General features: G+C 42.5%; 17 protein-coding genes and 3 pseudogenes. 8 read left to right on the forward strand and 12 right to left on the reverse strand.

The window, feature by feature from the left end; all coding sequences use genetic code 11:
• Positions 1–227: 227 nt before the first annotated feature.
• The 9 genes from KDW03_RS06090 to KDW03_RS06130 form a co-directional block, all read right to left on the reverse strand.
• Entirely contained in the window at positions 228–1868 is a 1641-nt protein-coding gene (locus tag KDW03_RS06090) for a glutamate synthase-related protein (RefSeq protein WP_408648361.1), read from the reverse strand.
• Between the two features lie 24 nt (positions 1869–1892).
• The gene (locus KDW03_RS06095) at positions 1893–4049 is read right to left on the reverse strand and encodes a galactokinase (protein ID WP_271434205.1); all 2157 of its coding nucleotides are present in this window, start codon (positions 4047–4049) and stop codon (positions 1893–1895) included.
• 226 nt (positions 4050–4275) lie between these two features.
• Positions 4276–6936: an alpha-amylase family glycosyl hydrolase gene (locus tag KDW03_RS06100; RefSeq protein WP_271434206.1), complete on the reverse strand. Its 2661-nt coding sequence runs from the start codon at positions 6934–6936 to the stop codon at positions 4276–4278.
• Between the two features lie 882 nt (positions 6937–7818).
• Complete coding sequence (locus KDW03_RS06105) at positions 7819–8817, reverse strand: ABC transporter ATP-binding protein (protein WP_271434207.1); 999 nt, start codon at positions 8815–8817, stop codon at positions 7819–7821.
• Positions 8818–8826: 9 nt separating this feature from the next.
• Positions 8827–9798 carry an ABC transporter ATP-binding protein gene (locus tag KDW03_RS06110; protein ID WP_271434208.1) on the reverse strand — a complete coding sequence of 324 codons (972 nt, stop codon included), beginning with the start codon at positions 9796–9798 and terminating at the stop codon, positions 8827–8829.
• A 9-nt stretch (positions 9799–9807) separates the two neighbouring features.
• On the reverse strand, positions 9808–10704 hold the full coding sequence (locus KDW03_RS06115) for an ABC transporter permease (RefSeq protein WP_271434209.1): 897 nt from the start codon (positions 10702–10704) through the stop codon (positions 9808–9810).
• An 11-nt stretch (positions 10705–10715) separates the two neighbouring features.
• Entirely contained in the window at positions 10716–11636 is a 921-nt protein-coding gene (locus KDW03_RS06120) for an ABC transporter permease (protein ID WP_271434210.1), read from the reverse strand.
• A 69-nt stretch (positions 11637–11705) separates the two neighbouring features.
• Positions 11706–13262, reverse strand: coding sequence for a peptide ABC transporter substrate-binding protein (locus tag KDW03_RS06125; protein WP_271434211.1), 1557 nt, complete (start codon positions 13260–13262; stop codon positions 11706–11708).
• Between the two features lie 147 nt (positions 13263–13409).
• The gene (locus KDW03_RS06130; RefSeq protein WP_271434212.1) at positions 13410–14573 is read right to left on the reverse strand and encodes an IS256 family transposase; all 1164 of its coding nucleotides are present in this window, start codon (positions 14571–14573) and stop codon (positions 13410–13412) included.
• 193 nt (positions 14574–14766) lie between these two features.
• On the opposite strand from KDW03_RS06130, the gene KDW03_RS06135 reads away from it, so the two are divergent.
• Positions 14767–15039, forward strand: coding sequence for an FAD-dependent oxidoreductase (locus tag KDW03_RS06135; protein WP_271434213.1), 273 nt, complete (start codon positions 14767–14769; stop codon positions 15037–15039).
• Between the two features lie 24 nt (positions 15040–15063).
• Here the strand turns inward: KDW03_RS06135 and KDW03_RS06140 are convergent, their stop codons facing one another.
• Both KDW03_RS06140 and KDW03_RS06145 read right to left on the reverse strand, forming a co-directional pair.
• Entirely contained in the window at positions 15064–15666 is a 603-nt protein-coding gene (locus tag KDW03_RS06140) for a hypothetical protein (RefSeq protein WP_271434214.1), read from the reverse strand.
• A pseudogene (locus KDW03_RS06145) lies at positions 15663–16316 on the reverse strand (IS256 family transposase); the annotation flags it as partial. The pseudogene KDW03_RS06145 and the gene KDW03_RS06140, both read right to left, overlap by 4 nt.
• Positions 16317–16508: 192 nt before the next feature.
• On the opposite strand from KDW03_RS06145, the pseudogene KDW03_RS06150 reads away from it, so the two are divergent.
• Positions 16509–17730: pseudogene (locus KDW03_RS06150) on the forward strand (integrase catalytic domain-containing protein).
• Positions 17731–17794: 64 nt separating this feature from the next.
• Here the strand turns inward: KDW03_RS06150 and KDW03_RS06155 are convergent.
• A pseudogene (locus tag KDW03_RS06155) lies at positions 17795–18292 on the reverse strand (IS256 family transposase); the annotation flags it as partial.
• Positions 18293–18665: 373 nt separating this feature from the next.
• Between KDW03_RS06155 and fliP the strand changes: the two are divergent.
• The 6 genes from fliP to KDW03_RS06185 are packed head-to-tail and all read left to right on the forward strand — an operon-like array spanning position 18666 to position 25105.
• The gene (fliP, locus tag KDW03_RS06160; protein ID WP_271434217.1) at positions 18666–19415 is read left to right on the forward strand and encodes a flagellar type III secretion system pore protein FliP; all 750 of its coding nucleotides are present in this window, start codon (positions 18666–18668) and stop codon (positions 19413–19415) included.
• Positions 19416–19425: 10 nt separating this feature from the next.
• Positions 19426–19695, forward strand: coding sequence for a flagellar biosynthesis protein FliQ (gene fliQ / locus KDW03_RS06165; RefSeq protein ID WP_271434218.1), 270 nt, complete (start codon positions 19426–19428; stop codon positions 19693–19695).
• Positions 19696–19703: 8 nt separating this feature from the next.
• On the forward strand, positions 19704–20495 hold the full coding sequence (fliR, locus tag KDW03_RS06170) for a flagellar biosynthetic protein FliR (RefSeq protein WP_271434219.1): 792 nt from the start codon (positions 19704–19706) through the stop codon (positions 20493–20495).
• Complete coding sequence (gene flhB / locus KDW03_RS06175; RefSeq protein ID WP_271434220.1) at positions 20492–21640, forward strand: flagellar biosynthesis protein FlhB; 1149 nt, start codon at positions 20492–20494, stop codon at positions 21638–21640. Before fliR ends, flhB begins: the two co-directional genes overlap by 4 nt.
• Positions 21641–21649: 9 nt before the next feature.
• A complete protein-coding gene (flhA, locus tag KDW03_RS06180; protein WP_271434221.1) occupies positions 21650–23725 on the forward strand; it encodes a flagellar biosynthesis protein FlhA in 2076 nt (691 codons plus the stop codon).
• A 54-nt stretch (positions 23726–23779) separates the two neighbouring features.
• Positions 23780–25105, forward strand: a complete 1326-nt coding sequence (locus KDW03_RS06185; protein WP_271434222.1) for a flagellar biosynthesis protein FlhF — start codon at positions 23780–23782, stop codon at positions 25103–25105.
• Positions 25106–25111: the final 6 nt, after the last annotated feature.

The raw sequence follows: 25111 nt of genomic DNA on the forward strand, positions 1-25111 counted from the left end.
TTTTATTATAAAGTTAACTAAAGAAAAAGTCAAAAAAAGAAAGATATTTTTCGAGCATGTTGATAGTACCTCGTGCACTAAGAAAAATACTTTTTATCATCAAACAGAGGCAAGGTCATTTTTTGAGAATTTTTTGTTTTATGCCAGTGTTTTCTCCTGAAGAAAGATACTCTTTATCTCAAAAATCGTTTAAAAATAAAAAGCCGCCTTAAAGGCGGCTTTTTATGTTACATGGTAAGAATTTTTTTAGCTGCTTCGTCCTGAATATCGGTGATGAACTTGATTCCTGTTTCTTTTTCGGTTTCCCGGTTAGCGGCAGCTATGTCGTCTCTTGAAATCTGAGAGACATCAAATTTTCGTGCTCCAGCCAGAAGCTGTTGGAGTCCTCCGGCGAGTTTATCTGCAAGTGTCCAGACAGCAATAGCACCGAGAGGGATATTTTTCATCTCAGATGCTCCGACCTTTTTCTGGACATCGTAATAACCGGCGAAGATTTCTTCTGGTTTACTTCCGATCTCAGTGACAGTTTTGGGAAGACTGTCCCAGTTTCCGTTGAGACGTTCTCGACTGGATGGATCAAGCACGCCCTGGATGTTTGCTCCCAAAAATCCTGGAATCATCAAGGCACGTCCCATACAGACGAGCTTGGTGAATGGGGCTCCAAGGGCAAGAGCTTTAAAGATATGATCTTCACGAGCAAGACCACCAGCAAAAGCCATATCCACAACCTTTTTGCCACGACTTGCCAGAAGAGAAGCATATTCATAGGCCTTGGCATGGAGAAGAACGGATGGGACTCCCCATGTTTCCATCATGTTCCATGGACTCATTCCTGTACCACCACCAGAGCCATCAATAGTTAGCAGATCCAGCTTTGCGTCGCTAGCAAAACGTATAGCCATAGCGAGGGCTTCCATGCCATAGGAACCGGTTTTAAGGGTGATACGCTTGAAGCCCAGTTTGCGGAGGTGTTTGACACCTTTCATAAATTCTTTGTAAACAGCCTCCGGGGTACTCAGGTTGGTATAGCCGAGACGGCTATGGCGGGCAAACGCTCGAATGGCACCATGTTTAAAGGCTTCCTGGACCTCAGGAATTGTTGGATCTGGGTCTACTACATAGCCTCGATTCTTCAAAAAGATCGCATAGTCCAGATCGGTAACCTGGATTTCTCCGCCAATATCCTTGGCTCCCTGTCCCCATTTGAGCTCGATGATCACTTTGTCTCCGTATTTTTCGATGACATATTCAGCTACACCGTTTCGTGTATCTTCAACATTCATCTGAACAAGGATTGCACCATAGCCATCGTAGTATCGGAGATAGGTATCAATACGGCGGTCAAGTTCTGGTGCTTTTTTGATTTTACCATTTTCGATGATGGCCTGTTTGTCGATACCGACAACATTTTCTCCCACAACAATAGGAAATCCAACCAGAGCTGCTCCAATGGCAAAAGAATCCCAGTAACGAGCTGCAACGAAGGTGGAACCAAGAGCCCCTGTCATAATGGGGACACGGACCTTTGTCTTTACCTGGGAACCAAACGAAGTTTCTATGTTGACATTGGGGAAGATACAATCATCGGGAGAGTTGGAAAGACCTTTGGGAATGCCAAACGCACCGTAGTTGTATCCCTGGATACGGAGGGAGTTGTAGTTTACTCCAAGGTGGGTGGTGTTCCCGCTTCCGGCAGTTACGTACCCGAAATCTCGAGGATAAAGCATCTTGCGACCACGCATACTGGAAAGCCAGGTCTCACATTTACCCTGACAATCAGCACGACAGAGGGTACATAGACCAGATTCAGTGACGTTTCCCCGGTTTACTGTTCCGAGGACATCGTTTGTTTTGGGCCATTCGATCATCGGCATAATAACCTCCTTTAGATTTTATATCTTTTTCTTTACTCCATCTTCAAGGCTAAGGACAAGAAAATCAGCAACAATGCCGAACTTTTCTTTGTATCCTGAACCGACAATGGTTTTAAACCTATCAATGGCAGAGGTTTTGACAAGGCTAATCGTACAGCCGCCAAACCCTGCCCCTGTCATACGGCTCGCAAGACATCCCTCTACACTCCGAGCAAGCGACACCAGGGTGTCGAGATGTTCACCGGTAACCTCATAGTTATGTTGAAGAGAGTCATGAGAGGCATTGAGACACTGAGCAAAGCCATGAAGATCTCCCGACGAGAGGAATTTTGCAGCATCTAAAGTGCGCTGGTTTTCGGTAATCGCGTGGAGGGCACGTTTGAAAAGGGTTTCTTTTCCCTGAAAGAGATCCTCTGCTGAATGCAGGTCACTTTCTGAGAGTTCACACAACTCCTTGATGGGGAAACGCTGTTGTAACAGTGAAAGCGCTTCTCGACATTCTTTGAGACGGGTATTGTAGGCAGAATCGATAAGTTCCCGTTTTTTGTTTGAGTTGGTAAGCACGAGAGAGTACTCCCCCAGATGAACGGGGATCTTTTCGTACTGCAGTGTTTGACAATCGAGAAGAAGAGCCTTGTCTTTTTCTCCCATAGCGACCGCAAACTGATCCATAATTCCGCAAGAGACGCCAACAAAGTTGTTTTCGGCCCTCTGACAGAGGAGAGCAAGATCGACACGAGAGAGGGAGACCTCGAAAAGATCGGAAAGGGCATACCCAAAAACTACTTCAAATGCAGCGGAGGAAGAAACACCCGATCCTGGTGGTATCGTACTCATAAATAAGACATCCATTCCTTTGTCAAGAGGATACCCTGCTTTTTTCCATTCAGAGAGAACCCCAAGGGGATAATTTGCCCATGGGATTTCTGTTTGATGGGCGATGGTATCAAGAGTCGTTTCGAGTATTCCCGGGAATTGTAAACTGGACATTCTGATCTTTTTATCATCTCTTAGACGTACAAGGGCATAGATAAAGCGATTAATAGCAGCCGGAAGAACTTTGCCTCCGTTGTAGTCAATATGTTCCCCGATGAGATTAACACGGGCAGGACTTTTATAGATGTGGATGGGTGCATTCTCTTTTCCGTAGCGCTGATGAAAGATGGTTGTAACTTCTTCGAGGGCTTTTTCTTCATCCCAGGTTGCCAGGAATTTGAGTCTTGCCTCAAAGAGCTGACGGGCGAATTGTTCAACCGCCATCACATTTGCGGCCGCCCAGGCTCCCATTTCAGAAGAGGCATAAAATTTAATCTTGTTTCTATCCCTCAAGGGGGGATAAAACTCTAGATGCCAGTGGAAAAAGGTATGACTTGGCGCTTCCAGCTCATGATTCACCGGTCCTTGATGCATCACCATCATGTAGGGAAATGGTCTATCAAACAAAGAATCAAAGGCTCCAACCACCACCTTGAGCGTTTCCGCAAGATCCCTTTCCTCTTCTTCAGTCATCTGATCGATATGACTAAAATGACGCTTGCTGACGACAAATACCCCCCATGGATAGTCCGTAAAAAAGGGAATATAAGCTATCATGCTGTTGTTTTCATGAATAATGCGCAGGGAGTTCTGCTTTTCTTCTTCGGTGATCTTACAGATGAGACATTGGCCGTGTTTTTCATAGTACTGCTGGCTGGCGGCGTATTCTGTTTCAAGCTTGAGAGGGATAAATGGATAGCCATAGATTTGACCATGGGGATGGGCGATGGTAGCCCCTACTTCTTCACCTTTGTTTTCAAAGGGGAAGACATACTTAACGTGAGTATCCTTACGTATCTCGAGGAAACGGTTTTTCCAGAGTTTTACGAGCTTTTGAATATGCTCAACAGAGAGTTCCTGAAGGGTGATAGAATGCTGGGAGCAGTAGAGTATCACTTCACATTTTCCATACGATGGCATGGTCTGGTAAAATTCTGTGGCTACAGGATCGGGTTCAGGAGGCTGTGGCATCATCACGGGGAAGTCATTGTTGATGGAAATAACGTCAAATTGATCGGGAACCTTGCCCGATCCAGGACAAAATGGACATTTGTCCTTGGGAAGGTTTGGGCGATTCTGGCGATGACTTGCCACCATTACCCATGTTTTGAGGAGAGGATTCCATCGTAATTCTGCCATGGAAAATTTCCTTTCACATAAAGTTATTTTATGTATATTTTAAAGATTTTTCAGAAAAAATCAAGGGTTTTTTGAATTTTTTCTGTGAATTAAGAATCCTGGATAGAAATGCTTTTTTATATCATAATTTTATAGGATTATTGATATTTTTTAGAAATATTTTAAAATAAAGAAAGTGGTGTTGGGTTTCTTCTGCCACAACACCACTTTTTTGTTTCTTTATTTTTTAGGGTAATACGAAAGGCCCAACATCATCCATGATCATCGGTCCGTTTGGATCGCCACCAAAACGGTAGGCTTTGGGTTCTCTTTCGATAGGACGGTTCGCACTTTCCAAGCCATCGTAATCCCACGTAGTGATATAAATCTTCATCCCTGAGAGATCCTGGGGATTTTCAAAAGAGTTTGCTGTATAGCGAAGGGAGATCTGTCGTTTGTCTGGATCTACGAGAATCTTGGGAGAAGCACTTAGAGGAGTGCCATAGTTTTCTTCGCTTGCTCCACGAGAGGAGAAAAGGTTGTTGTTCCAGCCACCAACCATACTCATATAGTGCCAGCTAAACCCTTGCGGAGTTTTGGCTTGTTGCCTAGGAAGAACAGTTGCTCCGCCTTCTCGATTCCTTACAAAGAAATATATATAGAAAGTGACATGGTCAAATCCATTTTTGGGGTTCCAGACAGTACTGATGGGCCTGGCCATGGTCAGGGTGATCATGAGGTTGTTTCTTGCCCTAAAGACATCCACGCGTTCAATATCCATCTGATGGTCAAAGGATACATCAGTTGGGTAGAGGTAGTTACCAGAGGGTCCCTTATCATCTCCTACTGGATCGGTGAGAGACAGGATCTTTGTATACTCGATCTTTACCTCAAAGGCATAGGTTGGACTGACAATAAAATCTGTTCCGGAAATACTACCATACATTGTACAGCGATGTTTTCCATTGTCTAAAGCTTCTACAGGAAGGAGTACAGACCATTCTCCTTTTTCGTTTACTGCTGCAGAAAGCGCTGAACCAATGTGCCCATCAATTACCAGCATCAGGTTAGATACTCCCTGAGCCTTGCCTCTGAGAAGAATATTGGTTGTGAGTACTTTGGTTTTTGGTATATCAAACGAGATCTGTGCAGGAAGAGAGGAGAAGCTGTTGGTGCTTCTTACCATGGCTACAATGGTAGATCTTCCTTTTAATAGAAAAGATATCTTCCCGGTGGCATCGGTAAGAAGGGGTTTTTGTACCTTTCGGGTGCTGTGAAGCACCTCAAGGAAAGCCGGGTTTTGTCTCTTGAGGTCGAGATTGTCCACGAGAATCTCTTCTTCAGAGGTGTTAAAGATGACAATTGCTTGATCTTTACCATCGTCCATGAGGTAGGCAAAGATGCCAGGGCCTGTAGGTTCATCTTTTATCGGGATGATTTCTCCCCTGCGGAAGACCTGGTTGGTTTTTCTCAGGGTGGCCATATCTCGAAGGAAACGATACATCTCTGATTCGGTATCAAAACGATCTTTGTTGCCCGAGCCATATCCGCCAGCAAAGAGGGCTGTCCGGGTTTCTGTGAGTTTTTGTTCTGTTCCATAGTAAATCACAGGAATACCAGGAATGGTGAAAAGGAACACGATAGCCTGTTTAAGTGCAGGAATGGTACCACCCTGGAGAAAACGGTTCATGTCATGATTGTCAAAAAAGTTGAAGAGATAATGGATATCGCCAAAATGCTTCTTGAGGGCAGCGAATCGATAGGTCATGAGAGAAGTTTCTCCCCCCTCGGTAAAAACACGCTTAATCTCTTGCTGGAGGGAAAAATTAAGCACGCTTGTAAGTTCTGGTTTTTGAGATGTACCAAGATAGCTACGAGCTTCTCTTTCACATTCGTCCTGGTAGGGGGCTGCATTTAGCCAGGCCTCACCAAAGGTGATGAAGTTTGACTTGCCGATGCGAGAGGCCATGATGGCTACACCAGGAGAGTTTTCTTCCTTATCGTGTATAAATCGATGCCAGAAGTTGTGATCAACATAAATAATCGTGTCAATACGAAATCCATCGACACCTACATTTGTAATCCAGAAATTGTAGGCATCTTTGAGGTACTTGATTACGACCTCATTGGTAGTGTTGAGATCATCCAGATCGGAAAGTTGATAGTGAAGTTTTTGATGGGGGTCTTTGTAGTTGTTTATAGAGGGTGTCCAGTGGTAGATGCCTAACTCTCTCTGGTTGGGATCAGTTGGATCGATCTGATCAAAGGGGTATCGGGTTGGTTTACTTGTCGGGAGAGAGCGGGTATTGAGAACGAGGTTTTCTGTGACATTCGAGGGGTTGTAGGTGTTGGTGTAGGTGAAATAGTTTCCGACGTGGTTACACACGATGTCTTGAATGAGATACATTCCCCGTTTATGAAGCATGACAGAGAGCGCCTGATAGTCTTCCAGAGTTCCAAAATGTTCATCAACGGCCATAAAATCTCGTGCCCAGTAGCCATGGTAACCGCCATAGTGGACAAGAGGATCCCACCACTGGTTGGCTACAGGAGGAGTGATCCAGATAGCTGTTGCTCCCAGACCCTGGATATAGTCTAACTTGCTAGCGATACCGGCGATGTCTCCACCGGAGAATTTAGCGTTTTCTTTGGGGTCGTATTCACCTGCTCCCATATTGTTGTTGTCAGGGTTTCCGTCATAAAAACGATCAATCATGATAAAATAGATGATCTGGTCTCTCCAGTCGGGACTGGGAACATGGAGGTATCGAGCTTTATCGTCTGCTGACACCTGAAGGGTAGGAACTCCTATGGGCTTTCTGTCAGATGTTGTTTTGATGGGGGTACTACAACTCCCTGTTCCTATCACTATACATGCGACTATGATGGGGAACCATGTTTTTTTCATAGGGGCCTCCTCCATAGAACAATTATATGGAAAAATTATAATGATAGGAAAAGAATAGTGCAAAAAAGTGGTTACATGGGTAATCTGTAAGGGGTGAGGATGCTCTTCCCTTGTTGCAGTGTAAGCAGAGAGTATAAAACTGTGATAGGGGAATAGCATTGTTTCTTGATTAAAACCGCAAAAAGGGAAGAGCAAGCTTTTTTTCTGCAACAAGGTAAGAGCACATTTCAAAGCACGTGAACGTGTGAGAGGTGAGGTATAGGTTAAACGTTTAACCCGGGGTTTTGACGTAAGCTCTTACCCTTTTGCAGTGGCATCAGATGGTTTATAACTGTGAAAAAGTAATAGCTGGAAATTTCCCCACTGTAACAAGGTAACAGCAAGAGTTTTTCCCTGCAACAAAGGAAGAGCCTACTTAATTTCCATATTTCCACTGCAACACGATAATAGCTTAAACAATACCCTCTTCCGACTGCAACAGGGTAATAGCTAAAAAATTTCCTGCTTCTCAACTGCAATAAAGAAAGAGCTACCGGGGAAAGACCAACTGCGATAAGGGAATAAATTTTCTCGTTTTGACTGTGAAAAGGTAAGAGCATTGCTGTTTTCCACTGCAACAAGGGAATAACTTTCGGGTTTCACGCATTAACTGCAATATGGTAATAGCTGGAGTTTTTTGTACTGCGATAAGGTAATAGCAACAAGCGTCCCTTCTTACACTGCAACAAGGTAATAGCCCGCATAAGAGACACACTGCAACAAGGAAAGAGCTGGCACCTTCTGCATCTCACTGCAACAAAGTAAGAGGAAAGGAAAAGTTTTCAGTTGCGACCAACTAAGATCTCTTTATATCATCAAGAGGAAAAAGCTTTCATCCGGCAGTTACATATCCCGACAACTCTCCCAATAATGGCATGCCGCAAAATGGCCAGGTGTTTTTTCCTCAAGAGGTGGAACAACCTCTTCACATGTGGGTTTTTTCATGTAACATCGATCTTTAAAAGGACAACCCTTCGTTTCCCCAATAGGTGAGGGAACATCCCCTTTCAAGAGAATACGCTTCCTTTGTTTTTCAAGGGCAGGATCAGGTATGGGGACATCCGAGAGAAGAGCCTTCGTATACGGATGGTATGGTTGACTGTAGAGTTCCTGGCTTGAGGTGAGTTCCACGATTTTCCCCAGGTACATCACAGCAACTCGCGAAGAGATATGTTTTACCACCGCCAGGTCATGAGAGATAAAAAGATAAGTCAGTTTCATTTCATTTTGAAGCTCTTCGAGGAGATTGAGAATCTGGGACTGGATGGAAACATCTAGAGCGGAAACCGGTTCATCACAGAGAATGAGTTTCGGCTGAAGAGCCAGTGCACGGGCTATACCGATTCTCTGTCTCTGTCCACCTGAAAACTCATGGGGATAGCGGTTAATAAAGGTTGGAGAAAGCCCTACTTTGGTGAGAAGTTCGGCAACCCGGTCGCGGATTTCCTGTTTCGAGATGGTAAGGACCCCATAGTTTCTAAAAATTTCAAGGGGCTCTGATATAATTGCTCCAATCGTAAGCCTGGGGTTCAGTGAGGCATACGGATCCTGAAAAATCATTTGAAAAAATCTTCTCTCAAGGCGAAGACTTCGATAATCAAGATCCATGAGGTTTTTATCCTGAAACCAGAGCTCTCCAGCGGTTGGTTCATGGAGACGGATCATTGTTCGAGCAAGGGTAGATTTTCCACAGCCAGACTCTCCAACGACCGCGAGGGTTTCTCCTTCATAGAGATCAAAAGAGACGCCGTCTACTGCTCTAAGAACATGAGGTTTTTCCCAGAGAGAATTTCGTAAAACAAAGTGTTTTTTGAGATCTTTAACACGAAACAATACTTGCATTCTTTTCTCCTAATATGGGAAATAACACGCATACCGCCCACTGCCTTCAGAGACAAGCGGTGGCATTTTTTGTTTACAGATGTCCTGTCTTCGTTCACAACGTGGATAAAATGGGCAGACATCTGGCAGCTTGAGAAGACTGGGAGGGCTACCAGGAATCGAGTAAAACCTTCCTTCACGTTTCTCGTGGATTTTTGGAATAGAACGGATAAGCCCTACCGTATAGGGATGTCTGGGACGATGAAAAAGCTCACTTGTTGTATTTTCTTCCACGATATAACCGGCATACATCACAATAATCCTGTCGGTCATTCCTGCGACGACGCCGAGGTTATGGGTGATGAGAATGAGACTCATGCCTTCTTCTTTGCGAAGGGTATTGATAAGTTCGAGAATCTGAGCCTGGATAGTTACATCAAGAGCCGTGGTTGGTTCATCGGCGATGAGGAGTTTTGGTTTAGTCATGAGGGCCATGGCTATCATAACACGCTGACGCATACCCCCCGACATTTGGTGAGGATAACCAGCGAGACGCTTCTGAGGTTCTGAAATACCCACCCGTTTGAAAAGTTCTACCGCTCGTTCGTAAGCCTCCTTGCGGGAAAGTTTTCTATGAAGCATGAGGCCTTCTATCATCTGGGTTTCTATTTTCAGAAAAGGATTCAAAGATGTCATAGGATCCTGAAAGATAAAAGAAACATCCCTTCCCCGAATGGATCGGATCTCTTCTTTAGAGAGTTTCAAAAGATCTGTATTTTCAAAAAACACCTCTCCCCCAACAATTTTTCCGGGTGGATTGGGGATGAGTCTTAACATACTCAGGTGAGACACCGATTTACCCGAACCAGACTCTCCTACAACGCCAACGGATTCATGGTATTTCAGGGCATAGGATATTCCATTCACCGCATTGATAGGGCCATCTTCTGTCTGGAATATTGTTTTGAGGTTACGTACTTCCAAGAGATTGGTACCACTCATATCTTTATCCTACATTTTGTTTTTCTGAGAAGGATCGAGGGCATCACGTAAGCCCTCGCCGAGGAAATTGAGGGAAAAAAGCATCAAGGTCAAGGCAAGACCAGGAAAAATAATTTGCCAGGGACAGGTGGTAATAACCCCCTTGCCTTCGGCAGCGAGAAGACCCCACGAGGTCATGGGAGCCTGGACACCCAATCCCAGGAAAGAGAGAAAAGCCTCCTCAAGCATGATGCTGGGAATAGTCAGGGTAAGATACACAATAATAGGTCCTAAGGCATTGGGAATAAGATGTCGGAAGATGATACGTCTTCGCGAAGCCCCGATGGATTTGGCAGCCTCAACGAATTCATTATTCTTAAGCGACATGATCTGTCCCCGGGTGATACGGGCAATCGTCATCCACGAGACAGAGGCAATTCCGACAAAAAGCATGATAAAGTTTCTTCCAAAGATTACCATCAAAAGAATCACAAAAAACATATACGGAAGGCTGTAAAGGATATCGGCAAAACGCATCATCCATTCGTCTAATTTTCCTCCAACAAAGCCTGCGATGGCTCCATAGGTTACTCCGATGAGAAGTGCCACGATTCCCGTAACAAAACCGATGGATATTGAAACCCGACTTCCATAAATAATTCGTGAGAAGAGATCTCGACCGAGGCTATCTGTTCCAAAGAGATGTTCCCAGGATGGGGGCTGGTTAATCTGAGGATTTTCAAAATTTATCTCCTCATAAGAATAAGGAGCTATCACAGGAGCAAAGATGGCTACTAGCACAAAAAAGATCACAATAATACCTCCTGCAACAGCCATTTTATTTTTAACGAGGCGACGCCAGGCATCTTTCCAGAGAGAAACGCCTTTTACCTCTTCGAGGTGAAGTTCACGGTTTTCCTTTTCCATACAGTTATCTCCTACTTATAGCGAATTCTTGGATCAAGGAGGGCATAAACCATATCCACGACAAAATTCATGAACACGAGCAAAGTAGCATATACCACCGTGATACCGGTAATAACCGTATAATCACGGTTAAAGGCTGATTGAACAAATTCGATACCAATACCAGGGATGTTACAGATACTTTCTACCACCATGGAGCCGGTGACAATACCGGCAAATGCCGGGCCGAGAAATGATACTACAGGGATAAGAGAACCCTTGAGCACATGTTTCACCAGAATCGTTGATTCAGGAAGTCCCTTGGCTCTGGCGGTTGTTACATAGTCTTTTGTCATATTTTCGACTATACCAACCTTGGTGAGGCGGGTAATATACGCCATGTATGGCCAGGCAAGTGAGAGAACAGGGATAAGATGATAGCGAAACTCTCCCCATCCTGCTACGGGCACGAGTCTAAGCCATCGTGCAAGAATTAAAATAAAGAGGGAGGCAATAACAAACATTGGAAGAGAAATACCCAAAACACTTATGCCTGTAAAAAGGTAATCTGGCCATTTGTTGCGGTAGAGAGCAGAGAGAATCCCAAAAGTTAGCCCCAAGAGCAGTGCCACAAACAGGGACTCAATTCCAAGTTGAAAAGAAACGGGAAATTTTCGTGCGATAATATCATTCACACTAAACACACGACTCCTGAAGGAAGGTCCAAAATCCAGGCGAAAAATAATGTCTCCGAGATAACGGAAGTACTGTTTCCAGAGTGGTTCATCAAGATGGTATTTTGCTTCCAGGTTTTTGAGGATCTGCTCAGGAAGTTGTTTTTCTCTTGAAAAGGGGCCTCCCGGAACAAGTCTGATGATGAAAAAGGTAAGAGTAATGATCACAAAAAGTGTTGGTATCATTGCAAGAAATCGTTTAATTGTGTATCGTAGCATAGTTACTCCCTTATATAAAAATAAAAACACGCACAGCCCTGCAATAAAACCAGGGCTGTGCGTATAAGATTATTTCTCGAGATAGGCCTCTTTGAGAGGATGGAGATCGAGAGCGTTCATATAGACACCCTTCACATAAGGTTTCCACATCAAGATATTTACATAGAAGTAGATAGGCATGATTGGAAGATCGGTCATAAGGATCTCTTCTACCTGGCGAAGGATAGCCATGCGTTTTTTGGGGTTGGTTTCGCGTGCAGCCTGTTTGATGAGCTCATCGTACCTGGGATTGCTGTAGCCTGTCTGGTTGTTTCCACCATCGGTAACGAACATATCGAGGAAGGTGTTCGGATCGGGATAGTCACCTATCCATCCTGCACGGCAAATCTGATAGTCAAGTTTTGCTTGTTTGTCGAGGTAAACCTTCCATTCTTGATTTTCCAGAGCCACATCGATGCCAAGATTCTTCTTCCACATTTGCTGAATAGCCTCAGCGATCTTTTTGTGGCCTTCGGAGGTATTGTAAAGAATCGTCAGTTTAGGAAATCCCTCACCATTGGGATATCCTGCCTCAGCCAAAAGCTTTTTGGCTTTTTCGACGTTTTCCTTTTCTCCGATAAAAGGAGTGTAGCCAGCAAGAGAGGGAACAAAGTTGTAAGCTGGCTGCTGCCCGGCCTTGAGGATATTGTCGATGATGTATTTTCTGTCGATTGAGAGATAGAGAGCACGACGTACGCGGGGATCTTTGAGAACAGGGTCTGTCACGTTAAACCTGTAGAAGTACACAGCAAGTTGAGGTGCCACACGAGTATCAGGATGTTTAAGCATTTCATCAACTCTGTCTGTAGGTACCGTGGGGAGCCAATCGAGTTCATCGTTAAGGTATTTCTCGAGGGCGGTATTGTTGTCCTCAATAGCGTAGAATTCTATTTGGTTGAGTTTTACTTTGTCCTTGTCCCAATATGTTTCGTTCTTCACGAATACAATTTTCTGGTTGGGAAGCCATTCTTTAATCTTAAATGGTCCATTGACCACGAGATTCTCGGGGAGAATCCACTTATCCCCATACTTTTTCACGACATGCATGGGAACAGGCATATAGGTAGGGAATGCGGTTAACTGCAAGAAATAGGGGGTTGGATTTTCGAGTGTAACTTCAAGAGTAAGGTCATCAATAACCTTGATACCTACATCGGTCTCTTTGGCTTTTCCAGCATTGTAAGCTTCCCCATTTTTGATCACATAGAGCTGGTAGGCATATTCTGCTGCGGTATTTGGATCCAAGGCTCTCAGCCATGATTCTTTGAAGGTTTGAGCTGTGATGGGTGTCCCGTCAGACCAGGTGACATTTGGGCGGAGCTTGAATGTCCACACCAGTCCATCACTGGAAACAGACCAGCTTTCGGCAACACCAGGGATAGGATCGAGGGTTTTGGGATCGTAACTAGTAAGACCCTCAAAGATCTGAATAGCAATGGTAAATTCCGGGTGACCGGTCATAATAGCAGGATCAATGGTCTGAGGCTCAGTTCCATTGTTGTACCTCAGTACATCGGTTTGGGCTTTTTTCCCACAACCACTTAACGCAACGAGGGCTGCAAGGCTTAGCATGAGAAAACGTTTCATATATCCTCCTTTTTGGATGTTTTTCTAAAACTTCTGAGGTGTTTTATACTTCACATTACTAAGTTTTTATTGTGTATTTTTATATTTTATACATTTTAAGGTAAAAACGTGGTTTGTCAAGCATTGTGTCAAGAAAATTGTGTCTAGTCATAGGATAACCTCGCTGTGAATATTTTCTTTGGTGTATGAGTGTTGCTCACGATAGAGTTGAAAGTAATACTCCCAATTTTTTAACTTTCTTTTTAAGAACTTCTCATTTTGGTATCTTAATAACAGGTAAAGATATTTCTCAGCTGAAGCCTCGCTTTGACACATTTCCATTGTTTTTAATCTCCTTTTAAGTTCTTTAAAGAGTCTTTCCAGGGCATTGTTTGTATACACCATGCTTCGTATTCCTTCAGGTAATTCCATGTAAGTGAATATATTCTCTCTTATTGTCAAGAGGTTATTCATTAAGTTGGGATAGATATTTTTCCATTTTTGTATAAATTTCATAAACAATTGTTCTGCCTCCTGTTTGTCTTTGGCATGAAATACCTCTTTTATTTCAGTGGCAATGATATTTCTGTGTTGAACTCTCACTTTAGCCAGTATGTTTCTCATGACATGGACTACACAGGGCTGATACTTTGCGTGGGGATATATCTCTGTTATGACGTTTTTCATACCACTTAAGCCATCAGAGACAATAAAATGAATCTGTTTGACACTTCTTTCTCTTATATCTAGCAAAATTTCCCGCCAGTTATAAGCACTTTCCATGCCTCCTGGCAGGTAGTATCCTAAAATCTCCCGTCTTCCCTCAGGTGTAATGCCTATAGCTACATATATTGATTCATTTTCTACCCTATCTCTCTTGATAGGAAACACCATAGCATCCAGAAATACCACGGCATATTCTTCCATGAGAGGGCGACTACGCCACTTCTGAATCTCTTCTATGCCTACCTGGCTTATCCTTGAGATGTTATCATAAGAAATCTTTATTTCATAAAGCTCTTTTAAAACTTCTGCTATCTTCCTTGTTGACATTCCTGATATCAACATAGCCCTGATTAATGCATCTAAGTCTTCTGTGATGCGTTTGCGATAGGGAAGAAGGGCACTTTTAAATCCATTATCCCTTGTTCTTGGAACACGTATGGCTGTAAGCTCGCCAAAAGCTGTCTTTAAATCCCTTTCGTAAAAGCCATTGCCTTTTGTGGGAGGATTGTTTTCCAGGTAAATCTCTCTTTCCTCTTTTAACATACTCTCTAATACTTCCTTGACAATTGGTTTGAATAGCTCTAAAATATTCTTCGTCTCAATCATATCTGACCTCCTGTGATAGTTTTATTTATATTATCACAGGAGGTTATCTTTTTCCTACCAGACACAATTAAGTATACACTGCCAAAGAGATTGGTGTATTCTTACAAAAAGATTTGTAGGAAATGAAAAAGTAGAAAAACTAATCTGTGCCCGTGTTGAATTTGAAAAAGATCCTCTGACCAAAAGACCTATAATGAAAGAAATACCCAATTCAGAATTTGAAATGAAGGCTGATCTTGTTATTCTTGCACTTGGTTTCTTACACCCAGAACATGATTTAGTAAACGAACTTGGAATTGAACTTGATGAAAGAGGAAATGTGAAAACTGATTCAAACTATAAAACAAATATTGAGAAGGTTTTCGCTGCAGGAGATATGAGAAGAGGACAATCATTAATAGTATGGGCAATTTCTGAGGGAAGAAAGGCAGCAGAAAATATTGATAGTTATTTAAAAAACAAATAGAAAAAGGCTGGTTTTCCCAGCCTTTTATTTAGATTTTCTTACTTCATTTCCAAGAAAAATAAAGGAATTTACCAGAGAAAGAAAATCATTAAAGTATTTTCTATAATTTTCCTCATAATATGCAGAATATACTATCGTAACAACTGTTTCTTTTGCATCTATATATAAAACATTCTCATATCTTCCATCAGGATAAGTAAATTTAAAAATGTAGTATTTACCACTAAGATATTGGTTTTTTACAATATTTGTAAAGTTAATATTTAATTTCTCTATTTTAAGGTCAGGAAATTTGTTAAGAAAATCATTTGTATCGTATTTTACAAAACTATCTATATTTTCTTTACTACCTTCTTTTCTGTCAAATCCCATAGAATAAATATATATTTTTTTCACTTCATTAGTTTCTTCTGAAGAAGGAAATATAATATATGGAACACCCACTGCTCTACAAAAGTCTTTATCGTAAACCCAACCTTTCGGTGTTAACAATGTATAAAAGTGTTTTTCACCATAAATTACTGCTCCTTGAGAAAAAACTTTATTAACTATTAATAAAACACTTAACAAAAAATATAACTTCAAATTCATAAAATTCATTGTGTCAAGAAAATTGTGTCTAGTCATAGGATAACCTCGCTGTGAATATTTTCTTTGGTGTATGAGTGTTGCTCACGATAGAGTTGAAAGTAATACTCCCAATTTTTTAACTTTCTTTTTAAGAACTTCTCATTTTGGTATCTTAATAACAGGTAAAGATATTTCTCAGCTGAAGCCTCGCTTTGACACATTTCCATTGTTTTTAATCTCCTTTTAAGTTCTTTAAAGAGTCTTTCCAGGGCATTGTTTGTATACACCATGCTTCGTATTCCTTCAGGTAATTCCATGTAAGTGAATATATTCTCTCTTATTGTCAAGAGGTTATTCATTAAGTTGGGATAGATATTTTTCCATTTTTGTGTAAATTTCATAAACAATTGTTCTGCCTCCTGTTTGTCTTTGGCATGAAATACCTCTTTTATTTCAGTGGCAATGATATTTCTGTGTTGAACTCTCACTTTAGCCAGTATGTTTCTCATGACATGGACTACACAGGGCTGATACTTTGCGTGGGGATATATCTCTGTTATGACGTTTTTCATACCACTTAAGCCATCAGAGACAATAAAATGAATCTGTTTGACACCTCTTTCTCTTATATCTAGCAAAATTTCCCGCCAGTTATAAGCACTTTCCATGCCTCCTGGCAGGTAGTATCCTAAAATCTCCCGTCTTCCCATATATATATTATACCACACTTTCCAAAAAAAGTCAAGCGTCCGAATTGCTTCATAATAAAAGTACTCGAAAAGGGAACGTTGCTTCAAAATAAAAAAGTACTTTAAATTTGTGTAAAATAATCCAGTTCATGGCTCGACAAGCTCGCCAACCGTGGCTCGACAAGCTCGCCAACCGGAATTGGGTTGGCGATGTTTGAAAAAAGACCTATTTACAGGGAAACGGCAAAACAATATCAAAAAGCCAGCAAAAAGGAGAAAAAGGAGATACTGGATTATTTTGTGAGGATAACGGGCCTAAAAAACCGAAACTATGCCGCCAGGCTCTTGAGGCAGCACGGAAAAACCATCTATGTAGGCAAAAAAAATTACCTTAAAGCCGACATAGCCAAGAAGGGCAAAAGACCTGGCAGAAAGAAAAATTCGGCGAAGAGGAACTAAAACTTCTAAAAAAGGTCTGGGAAATTGAAAACTACATGTGTGGCAAACGTTTAAAGCCGATTTTAAATGAAGTTTTAGATAATCTCTTAGCAAACGGACATCTCCACGGTTCTCCACAGGCTATAGAAAACTTGCGCCATATAAGTGCTTCAAGTATTGACCGACTTTTGAAACATGAGCGTAAAAAGCTTGAGATAAAAGGACGAAAAGGTACAAAGCCTGGAACGCTATTAAAGCAACAAATAGCTATACGCACGTGGGCAGAGTGGGATGAAAATTGCCCTGGGTTCATGGAGATTGATCTGGTAGCCCATGAGGGAGGAAATAGCGGGGAGACTTTGCTCAAACATTAAATATGGTGGATGTTTGGAGCGGTTGGACAGAACTTGTGGCAATCAAAACAAAGCTTCAAAATGGGTAAGAGAAGCCATAGAAAAAGTCCAAAGAAGACTTCCTTTTGAGTTACGGGGAATTGATTCTGATACGGTGCTGAATTTATTAATCATCCTCTGCGTGATTGGTGTGAGAAGAACCAGATAAAATTTACAAGGGAAGAAGCTCCCGTTCCAATGATAACTGCTACGTCGAGCAGAAAAACTATTCCATAGTCCGCCAGAATGTTGGATACTTCCGCTACGATACCGAGGAAGAAGTCTACTACTTGAACCGACTCTATGCGTATCTCAGGCTTTATGCCAACTTTTTTCAACCGGTTATGAAAATGACAGAGAAAAAGAGAATCGGAAGCAAGGTGCAAAAGAAGCATGATGATATTAAAACTCCCTACCAGCGGCTTTTAGAAAGCTCTTATGTAAGTGAGGCACAAAAGGAACGCCTAACAAGGCTTTATAAGGCTCTCGATTTGTTTCACCTAAGACAAAAAATTACAGCTTGCCAGAGAAAACTTTTCAGCCTTCAAAAGAAAAAGAATGTAAAAAACAAAAATTTGGAGGAAACTGTATGGAATTTTTGAGTACTTTTTTTTATGAGGCAATGATTCGAATTTCGAGTACTTTTTTATTTGACGCAACGGGGCGTCCTGGCAGGTAGTATCCTAAAATCTCCCGTCTTCCCTCAGGTGTAATGCCTATAGCTACATATATTGATTCATTTTCTACCCTATCTCTCTTGATAGGAAACACCATAGCATCCAGAAATACCACGGCATATTCTTCCATGAGAGGGCGACTACGCCACTTCTGAATCTCTTCTATGCCTACCTGGCTTATCCTTGAGATGTTATCATAAGAAATCTTTATTTCATAAAGCTCTTTTAAAACTTCTGCTATCTTCCTTGTTGACATTCCTGATATCAACATAGCCCTGATTAATGCATCTAAGTCTTCTGTGATGCGTTTGCGATAGGGAAGAAGGGCACTTTTAAATCCATTATCCCTTGTTCTTGGAACACGTATGGCTGTAAGCTCGCCAAAAGCTGTCTTTAAATCCCTTTCGTAAAAGCCATTGCCTTTTGTGGGAGGATTGTTTTCCAGGTAAATCTCTCTTTCCTCTTTTAACATACTCTCTAATACTTCCTTGACAATTGGTTTGAATAGCTCTAAAATATTCTTCGTCTCAATCATATCTGGCCTCCTGTGATAGTTTTATTTATATTATCACAGGAGGTTATCTTTTTCCTACCAGACACAATTAAGTATACACTGCCAAAAACTGGTTTGTCAAGCAGAAAGAAAACAAAAGAAGAATTTTTCTTAATTTAATTAGAATATAAGAGAAAGATGAATTTTTTTCAAATTGTGATAGAACATAAGTGGTTTTCTGTGTATTTTCTACAAAAAATTTTTCTTTTTTGGGTAAAACACTTGATTTTTTTTTATAATCATCTCATAATATACTTATCTGTAGTAGTAAGTATGTTTCTACTACTACTCTTTGGGGAGGGAGGAAGTGAGAAAACCTGGCTTTGTTCTGGGGTTTGTTCTTCTTTTGTCAGTTGCTGGATTTGCACAGACACCAAATATTCCTATACCATCGGTGAATGTGAATATCACTGAAGCAAAGACACCCCGGCAGGTAGCATTGTCCCTTCAGGTGCTTTTTCTTATCACTATTATTTCTCTGGCTCCAACCCTTCTCATTACGTTGACGAGTTACATACGCATGTATATTGTTCTTTCCTTTGTGGGGAGGGGGCTGTCTCAACAGGGGCTCCCACCCAACCAGATTATTGTGAGTCTTGCGCTTTTTATGAGTCTTTTTGTGATGTATCCTATTTTTCAGAAGTCGTATCAGGAGGGTATAGGTCCTTATCTTGACGGCAAACTCTCTCTCGCAGAAGGATATACGAAGGCGATGAAGCCTATCCGGGATTTTATGTTTAAACAGACGTCGGAAAGGTATATTTATCGTTTCGTAAAGATGTCGAAAACGGAAAGACCTCGAACGCGTGATGATGTTCCGGATTTTGTGTTGATTCCAGCCTTTATTCTCAATGAGCTTACCATCTCGTTTTATATGGGGATGCTGATTTTGATTCCCTTTACGATTATTGATATTGTGGTGGCGAGTGTTCTCATGTCTATGGGTATGATGATGCTTCCTCCTACGATGGTAGCTTTTCCTCTCAAGCTTGTGCTTTTTCTTGCGGTGGATGGATGGGACCTTTTGATTGAAAAACTCGTGCTGAGTTTTCGGTAGGAGGTAAGGAATGTCAGATGGTCTTATCCTTAAGCTCCTCAGTGAATCACTCTACCAGATTCTTTTTCTCTCCGTGCCACTTCTGGGTATTTCGATGGTGGTTGGTCTTATTATCAGTGTCTTTCAGGCTACGACCTCTATCCAGGAACAGACGCTTACTTTTGTTCCCAAGATGATTGTTATTTTGCTTTTGATGGTGTTTTTGGGACCATTGTTTCTCAGGGAGTTTAAGGATTTTACTTACCGTATTTTTGAATATATCGCTCAGGCACGCCTGTAGGAGGGTAAATGCTCTACGAGGCGTTTTATCGCTATTTTGAGATCTTCCTGGTTGTCTTTGTGAGAATGGTCGGGATGTTTACCAGTGCACCGTTTTTTTCTGGACAAGCGCTCCCCATGCGCGTAAAACTTTCTTTTGCCTTTTTTGTGAGTCTGGTACTGGTGCCTCTGGTGGTGGGGTATAATATTCCTCAACCCCAGGGATTTATGGAGCTGGGAGCGGATATGGTGGTGAACTTTGTTATCGGGTTTGGTCTGGGGAGTTTTGTGTACTTTTGTGTTTCCGCATTTCAAAATGCGGCACATATGTTTAGTATGCAAATGGGGATGGGGATCAATGAAGTCTACGATCCCATGTCAGAACAGCAGACACCAGCGCTGGGTAATGTCCTGGGTATCCTGATTCTTCTTTTGTTTTTGCGTGTGGATGGGCATATTTACCTGGTACAGGTAGTGGCAGAGAGTTTTCGTAGTTTTTGGAGACTGGATGGAACATCGCTGAATATCTTGGTCAAGAGTTTGGGAGCTGGTATAATGGTTCTTTTTGATACGGGGTTAAGGATTGCTTTTCCCGTGATTGCGGTGTCTCTTTTGCTTGATGTGGCTGTTGCGATGATTGGGCGTGTGGCACCCCAGTTTAATGTGATGATTATGGGATTTCATATCAAACTTATCGTGGGTTTTGTGGTTCTCTGGTTGTTTCTTCCTGTTCTGGTGAATGTTGGAGAAGCGCTTGTTGACCAGGCACTCTCTGATGTCTACCGCCTCGTGCGTATGATCAAACAGGGGGGTGGGGCATGAGTACGAGATCGTGGCTTCTCTCACTTTATCCCGAGCTTGTCTCTATCGAGATTGATCTCCAGCTTTTTGCGGCAGAGGATGAGGGACGAACCGAAGAGCCAACAGAGTACAAGAAACGGAAAGCAAGAGAAGAAGGACAGATTCCCCGTTCGCAAGAGTTAACGGCAATTATTGTGTTTTTGATTGTTTTTTGGGCAGTCAGTCTTATAGCGGCTTATTTATGGAGGCTTTTCTTTTCTCTTTTTCGTTTTTATCTTGAGAATATTTTGAATTTTTCTTTTTCATCGGGGAATTTTTCGGCGCTGTATATCAATATGCTCTGGATTGTAGCACAGATTCTTTTACCGATTTTTTTGGTGGCTGTTGTGGCGGCTATCATAAGCAATGCTCTGCAGGGTGGTTTTGTTTTTACAACAAAGCGTATCCAATTTAACCTCGCGAAGATATGGGGTAATATTGGGAAGAACTTTGTAAGAATGTTCTGGTCGGTGGAGACGCTTTTTAATATGGCGAAGTCTCTGCTAAAATTGGTGGGGGTGTTTTCTGTCGCTATTCTTTTTATGCTTAATCGATTTGGACAGTTGATTACGTTAGCGAGGATGACGGTGCTTGAGTCGGTGGAATTTCTTGCTGTTTTTATCTTTCAATTTGTGAGCACGGTGGGAATTCTACTTTTGGTCTTTGCCGTTGTTGATTATGCCTTTCAGCGCTGGAACTTTATCCAGTCTTTGAAGATGACCAAACAAGAGATTAAAGAGGAATTCAAAGAAATGGAGGGTAACCCGGAGATCAAGGCAAAAATTCGGGAGATGCAGCGTCGTTTTCTCAGTCAGAATCTTGCCCGAGAGGTTCCCAAGGCAGATGTGGTGATTACCAACCCAACCCACATTGCCGTAGCTCTCAAGTATGACCCCCATTATATGAATGCCCCCGTGGTGATTGCGAAAGGGGAAGGACCAATTGCTGAACGTATCAAAGCCCTTGCAAAGGAAAACGATATCTATGTAATAGAAAACAAACCTCTCGCCCGTTCTCTCTACCAGCTCGTGGATGTAGGGGAAGAGATTCCACCGGAGTTTTTTGAAGCGGTGGCACGTATTCTCTCGATTGTCTATCAGGCGAGAGGAAAATCGGTGGTGGCGTAAGGAGGGACCATGGCAACGGAACCGAGAAGTCTTTTTTCTACGATTCTTGATGAATTTCCTATGGCGATTGCTGTGGTAGTGATTGTGTTGATGATGGTGATACCACTTCCAGCATGGATTCTTGATATGATGCTGGCGGTCAATCTGGCAGTGAGCTTAATGATTATTCTCAGTACTTTGTCTATTCGCAGACCGGCAGATTTTCATACCTTCCCAACCTTGATTCTTTTGACAACCATCTTTGGACTGGGACTGAATGTCTCTTCAACGCGTCTTATCCTCAGTCAGGGGACAGCCTTTCAGGGCAAGATTATTCGCGCTTTTGGAGAGTTTGTGGTTGGGGGGAATTACTGGATTGGTATTACCATATTTGTTGTGCTTCTTGCTATCCAGTTTCTTGTGATTACCAAGGGTGCGAGTCGCGTGTCAGAGGTGGCTGCCAGGTTTACCCTGGATGCTATGCCAGCAAAACAGCTTTCTATCGACAGCGATCTCAATGCGGGTTTGATTACAGAAGAGGAAGCACGGAAACGTCGTGAAGAGGTACGTCAGGAAGCGGATTTCTACGGGGCTATGGACGGTTCTTCCAAGTTTGTTTCAGGAAATGTGAAGGTGGCGCTGGTGATTACCCTTGTGGATATTATCATGGGTTTGGTGATAGGAACAATTGTTCGTGGTGAAGACCTTGCAACGGCTGCTGCCACCTATACGCTTTTGACAATTGGTGATGGTTTGGTTTCCCAGATACCGGCTCTGCTTATTTCCACGGCAACAGGTATCATTGTTACCCGATCGGCTTCTCAGGAACGATTTGGTAAGAATGTGGTAAAACAGATTGCCTCGACGTCTTCAAGTCTGTATATCACCGGTGGTGTACTTGGCGTGATGGCGTTTCTTCCCGGTTTTCCTACCTTGATCATGCTTTTGTTAGGGGGAGGACTGGCAGCCCTTGGATACACTCTCCAATCGGCTCAGGTACAACAAGAGGTGAAAAAACAACAGGAAACCAAGGCTAAACAGACCGCCGAACAGACGACAACCGTTGAGGATATTGTCAAGGTTGATCCGATGAACCTTGAGATAGGGTACAATTTGATTCCATTGGTAGATAAGCAGCAGGGAGGCGATCTCCTTGATCGTATTCGGATGATTCGTAAGCGTATAGGGCTTGATCTGGGTGTCCTTGTTCCCCCCATTCGCATCGTGGACAATGTGGCTCTTGATGCCTCGGAATACGTGATCAAGATTCGCGGGATTGATATAGCACGGGGCAAAGTCTATCCCAACAAGTTTCTTGCTATGAATGCTCGTCTGGATCTGGATGCTATCGATGGTATTACGGTGAAAGAACCAGCTTTTGGTCTGCCGGCAAAATGGATATCTTCCGAAGAAAGGGTCAAAGCGGAATCTATGGGATTTTCAGTATATGATGCCCCTGCTGTTATTGCTACCCACCTGACCGAGGTGATCAAGCGCAATGCAGCCTCCCTCTTAACACGTCAGGATACCCAGGCGATGCTTGATGCTATTCGCAAGGAATATCCCGTCGTGGTGGATGAGGTGCTCAAGCATATGAGTATCGGAGATATTCAGAAGGTACTGCAGGGGCTTCTCCGTGAGGGTGTCCGTATTCGCAATATGGTGACAATTCTTGAGACACTTTCGGACTATGGGGCTGCAACCAAGAATATTGACACGCTTGTTGAATACGTGCGTCAAGCGCTGGCGAAACAGATTGTTACGAACTATGTTGACGAAAAGAACACCATCAAGGCTGTGATGCTTGATCCTGAACTTGAAGAGATCTTACAGGATTCTATCTACGAACAGCAAAATGCCTCCTACGCTAACCTGGATCCCGAGATTATGAATCATTTTGTTCAGGAGGCATCTCAGATTATCGACAATGCCCTGCAGAATGGCTATACGCCGGTTATTCTCTGTTCTCAGAAGGTTCGTCGTCTTGTTCGTGAGATGATTGAGAGAATATTTCCCTCTGTGGGAGTGCTTTCGTATTCGGAGATTCCTGTCGATGTTTCTGTGGATCAGATAGGGATGATCAGTCTACCAAGGGTAGCCTCATGAGTTGCGTAAATAACGAAAATATGATATAATAGAGAGAGTGAGAAGGGAGGATATATGGAGTACCGTAGTTATGAAGGTCGAACGCGCAAAGAAGCTATTGATCGTATGTTTGATGAAGCCATCAGGGAGAATCGCCTCAATGAAACGCAGCTTTTACGTGTGACAAGTCGGGAGGTTCGTCGGTGGTTTGGCCTCAAAAAGGATACGGTTTGGGTTGCTGTTGCCTCTATACAGAATAGAGCTCTCCGCAAAGGAATGAAAACATGTTCCGCGGATACCCTGGCAGCGGTTAAAACAATGGCCAGCGAACAACCTTCTCCTTCTAGATTGGGAACAACAAACACCCATATCAAAGAACAAGCTCTCCAGGTTATTGCAGAAAAGTCTGCAGTTGTCCTGCAGAATGCCTCCGAAACAACCTCTGCTTCTTTAGCTGGTGGTGAACTTCTCACCAAGGTGAATCAGCTTGAAATGGAGATATCCTCTCTTCAGAGTTTTATAAAAAAGGAACTCAGCTCTTTGAGAGAGGGTTTGGTGAATCATCATATGAGCGAGGAATATGAGAAGGAAAGTGAGATTGTTCGTGATGCCGAAATAGCCAAGAACAACCTCATGTGGTTGGAGGAATTTCTTAGAGAAAGAGATTTTGACACCGTGGTGATACATGATATTGTTGAACACATTAAAAATCTCAAGAGTGATGTTCTTTTGGATAAAAATCAAATTCTTTTTGAGGCGAAGAGTTTTCTTCTCTCCCATCTGAAAAAACAGGAGATCTCTCTTGATAATTACAGTTTTGGCAATAATATCCTGTTTGTAGGACCTACAGGCGTGGGTAAAACAGTGACGCTGGTCAAACTTGCGGCACATCTTGCTGCTATGAGACAGAAAAAGATGCGATTTATCTCGATTGACAGGTACAAGGTTGGGGCTGACCCTCAGCTTGCCAAATATGCCGAGATTCTCAAAGCACCTTTCTATGAGATCAAAACCAAAGATCAATTTTTTGAGCTTATGCATCAAAAACACGATTATTACTATACCTTTATCGATACGGCAGGGAAAAGCCCACGGGATACGATCACCTTTCAGGAACTTGCTGATTGGCTGAAACAATGCAATGTGCCTTTTGATATTCATCTGGTAGTTTCTTCAACGACGAAACCCAGGGATCTGGCTTTTACGGTAGAGAGCTATTCGGTTTTGAGTTTTCATCATGTGCTTGCAACCAAACTGGATGAAACGCTTTACTATGGTTCGCTTTTGTCCATGTTGTATCGCTGTCAACTTCCACTTTCGTTTATCACGAATGGTCAGGAAGTGCCAAAGGATTTTGAGATAGCGAATCTCGAAAGTCTTGTGAATGATGCTTTAAAATAAGGGTAA

The sequence above is a fragment of the Thermospira aquatica genome (assembly GCF_023525255.1).
GTDB classification, from domain to species: Bacteria; Spirochaetota; Brevinematia; order Brevinematales; family Thermospiraceae; genus Thermospira; species Thermospira aquatica.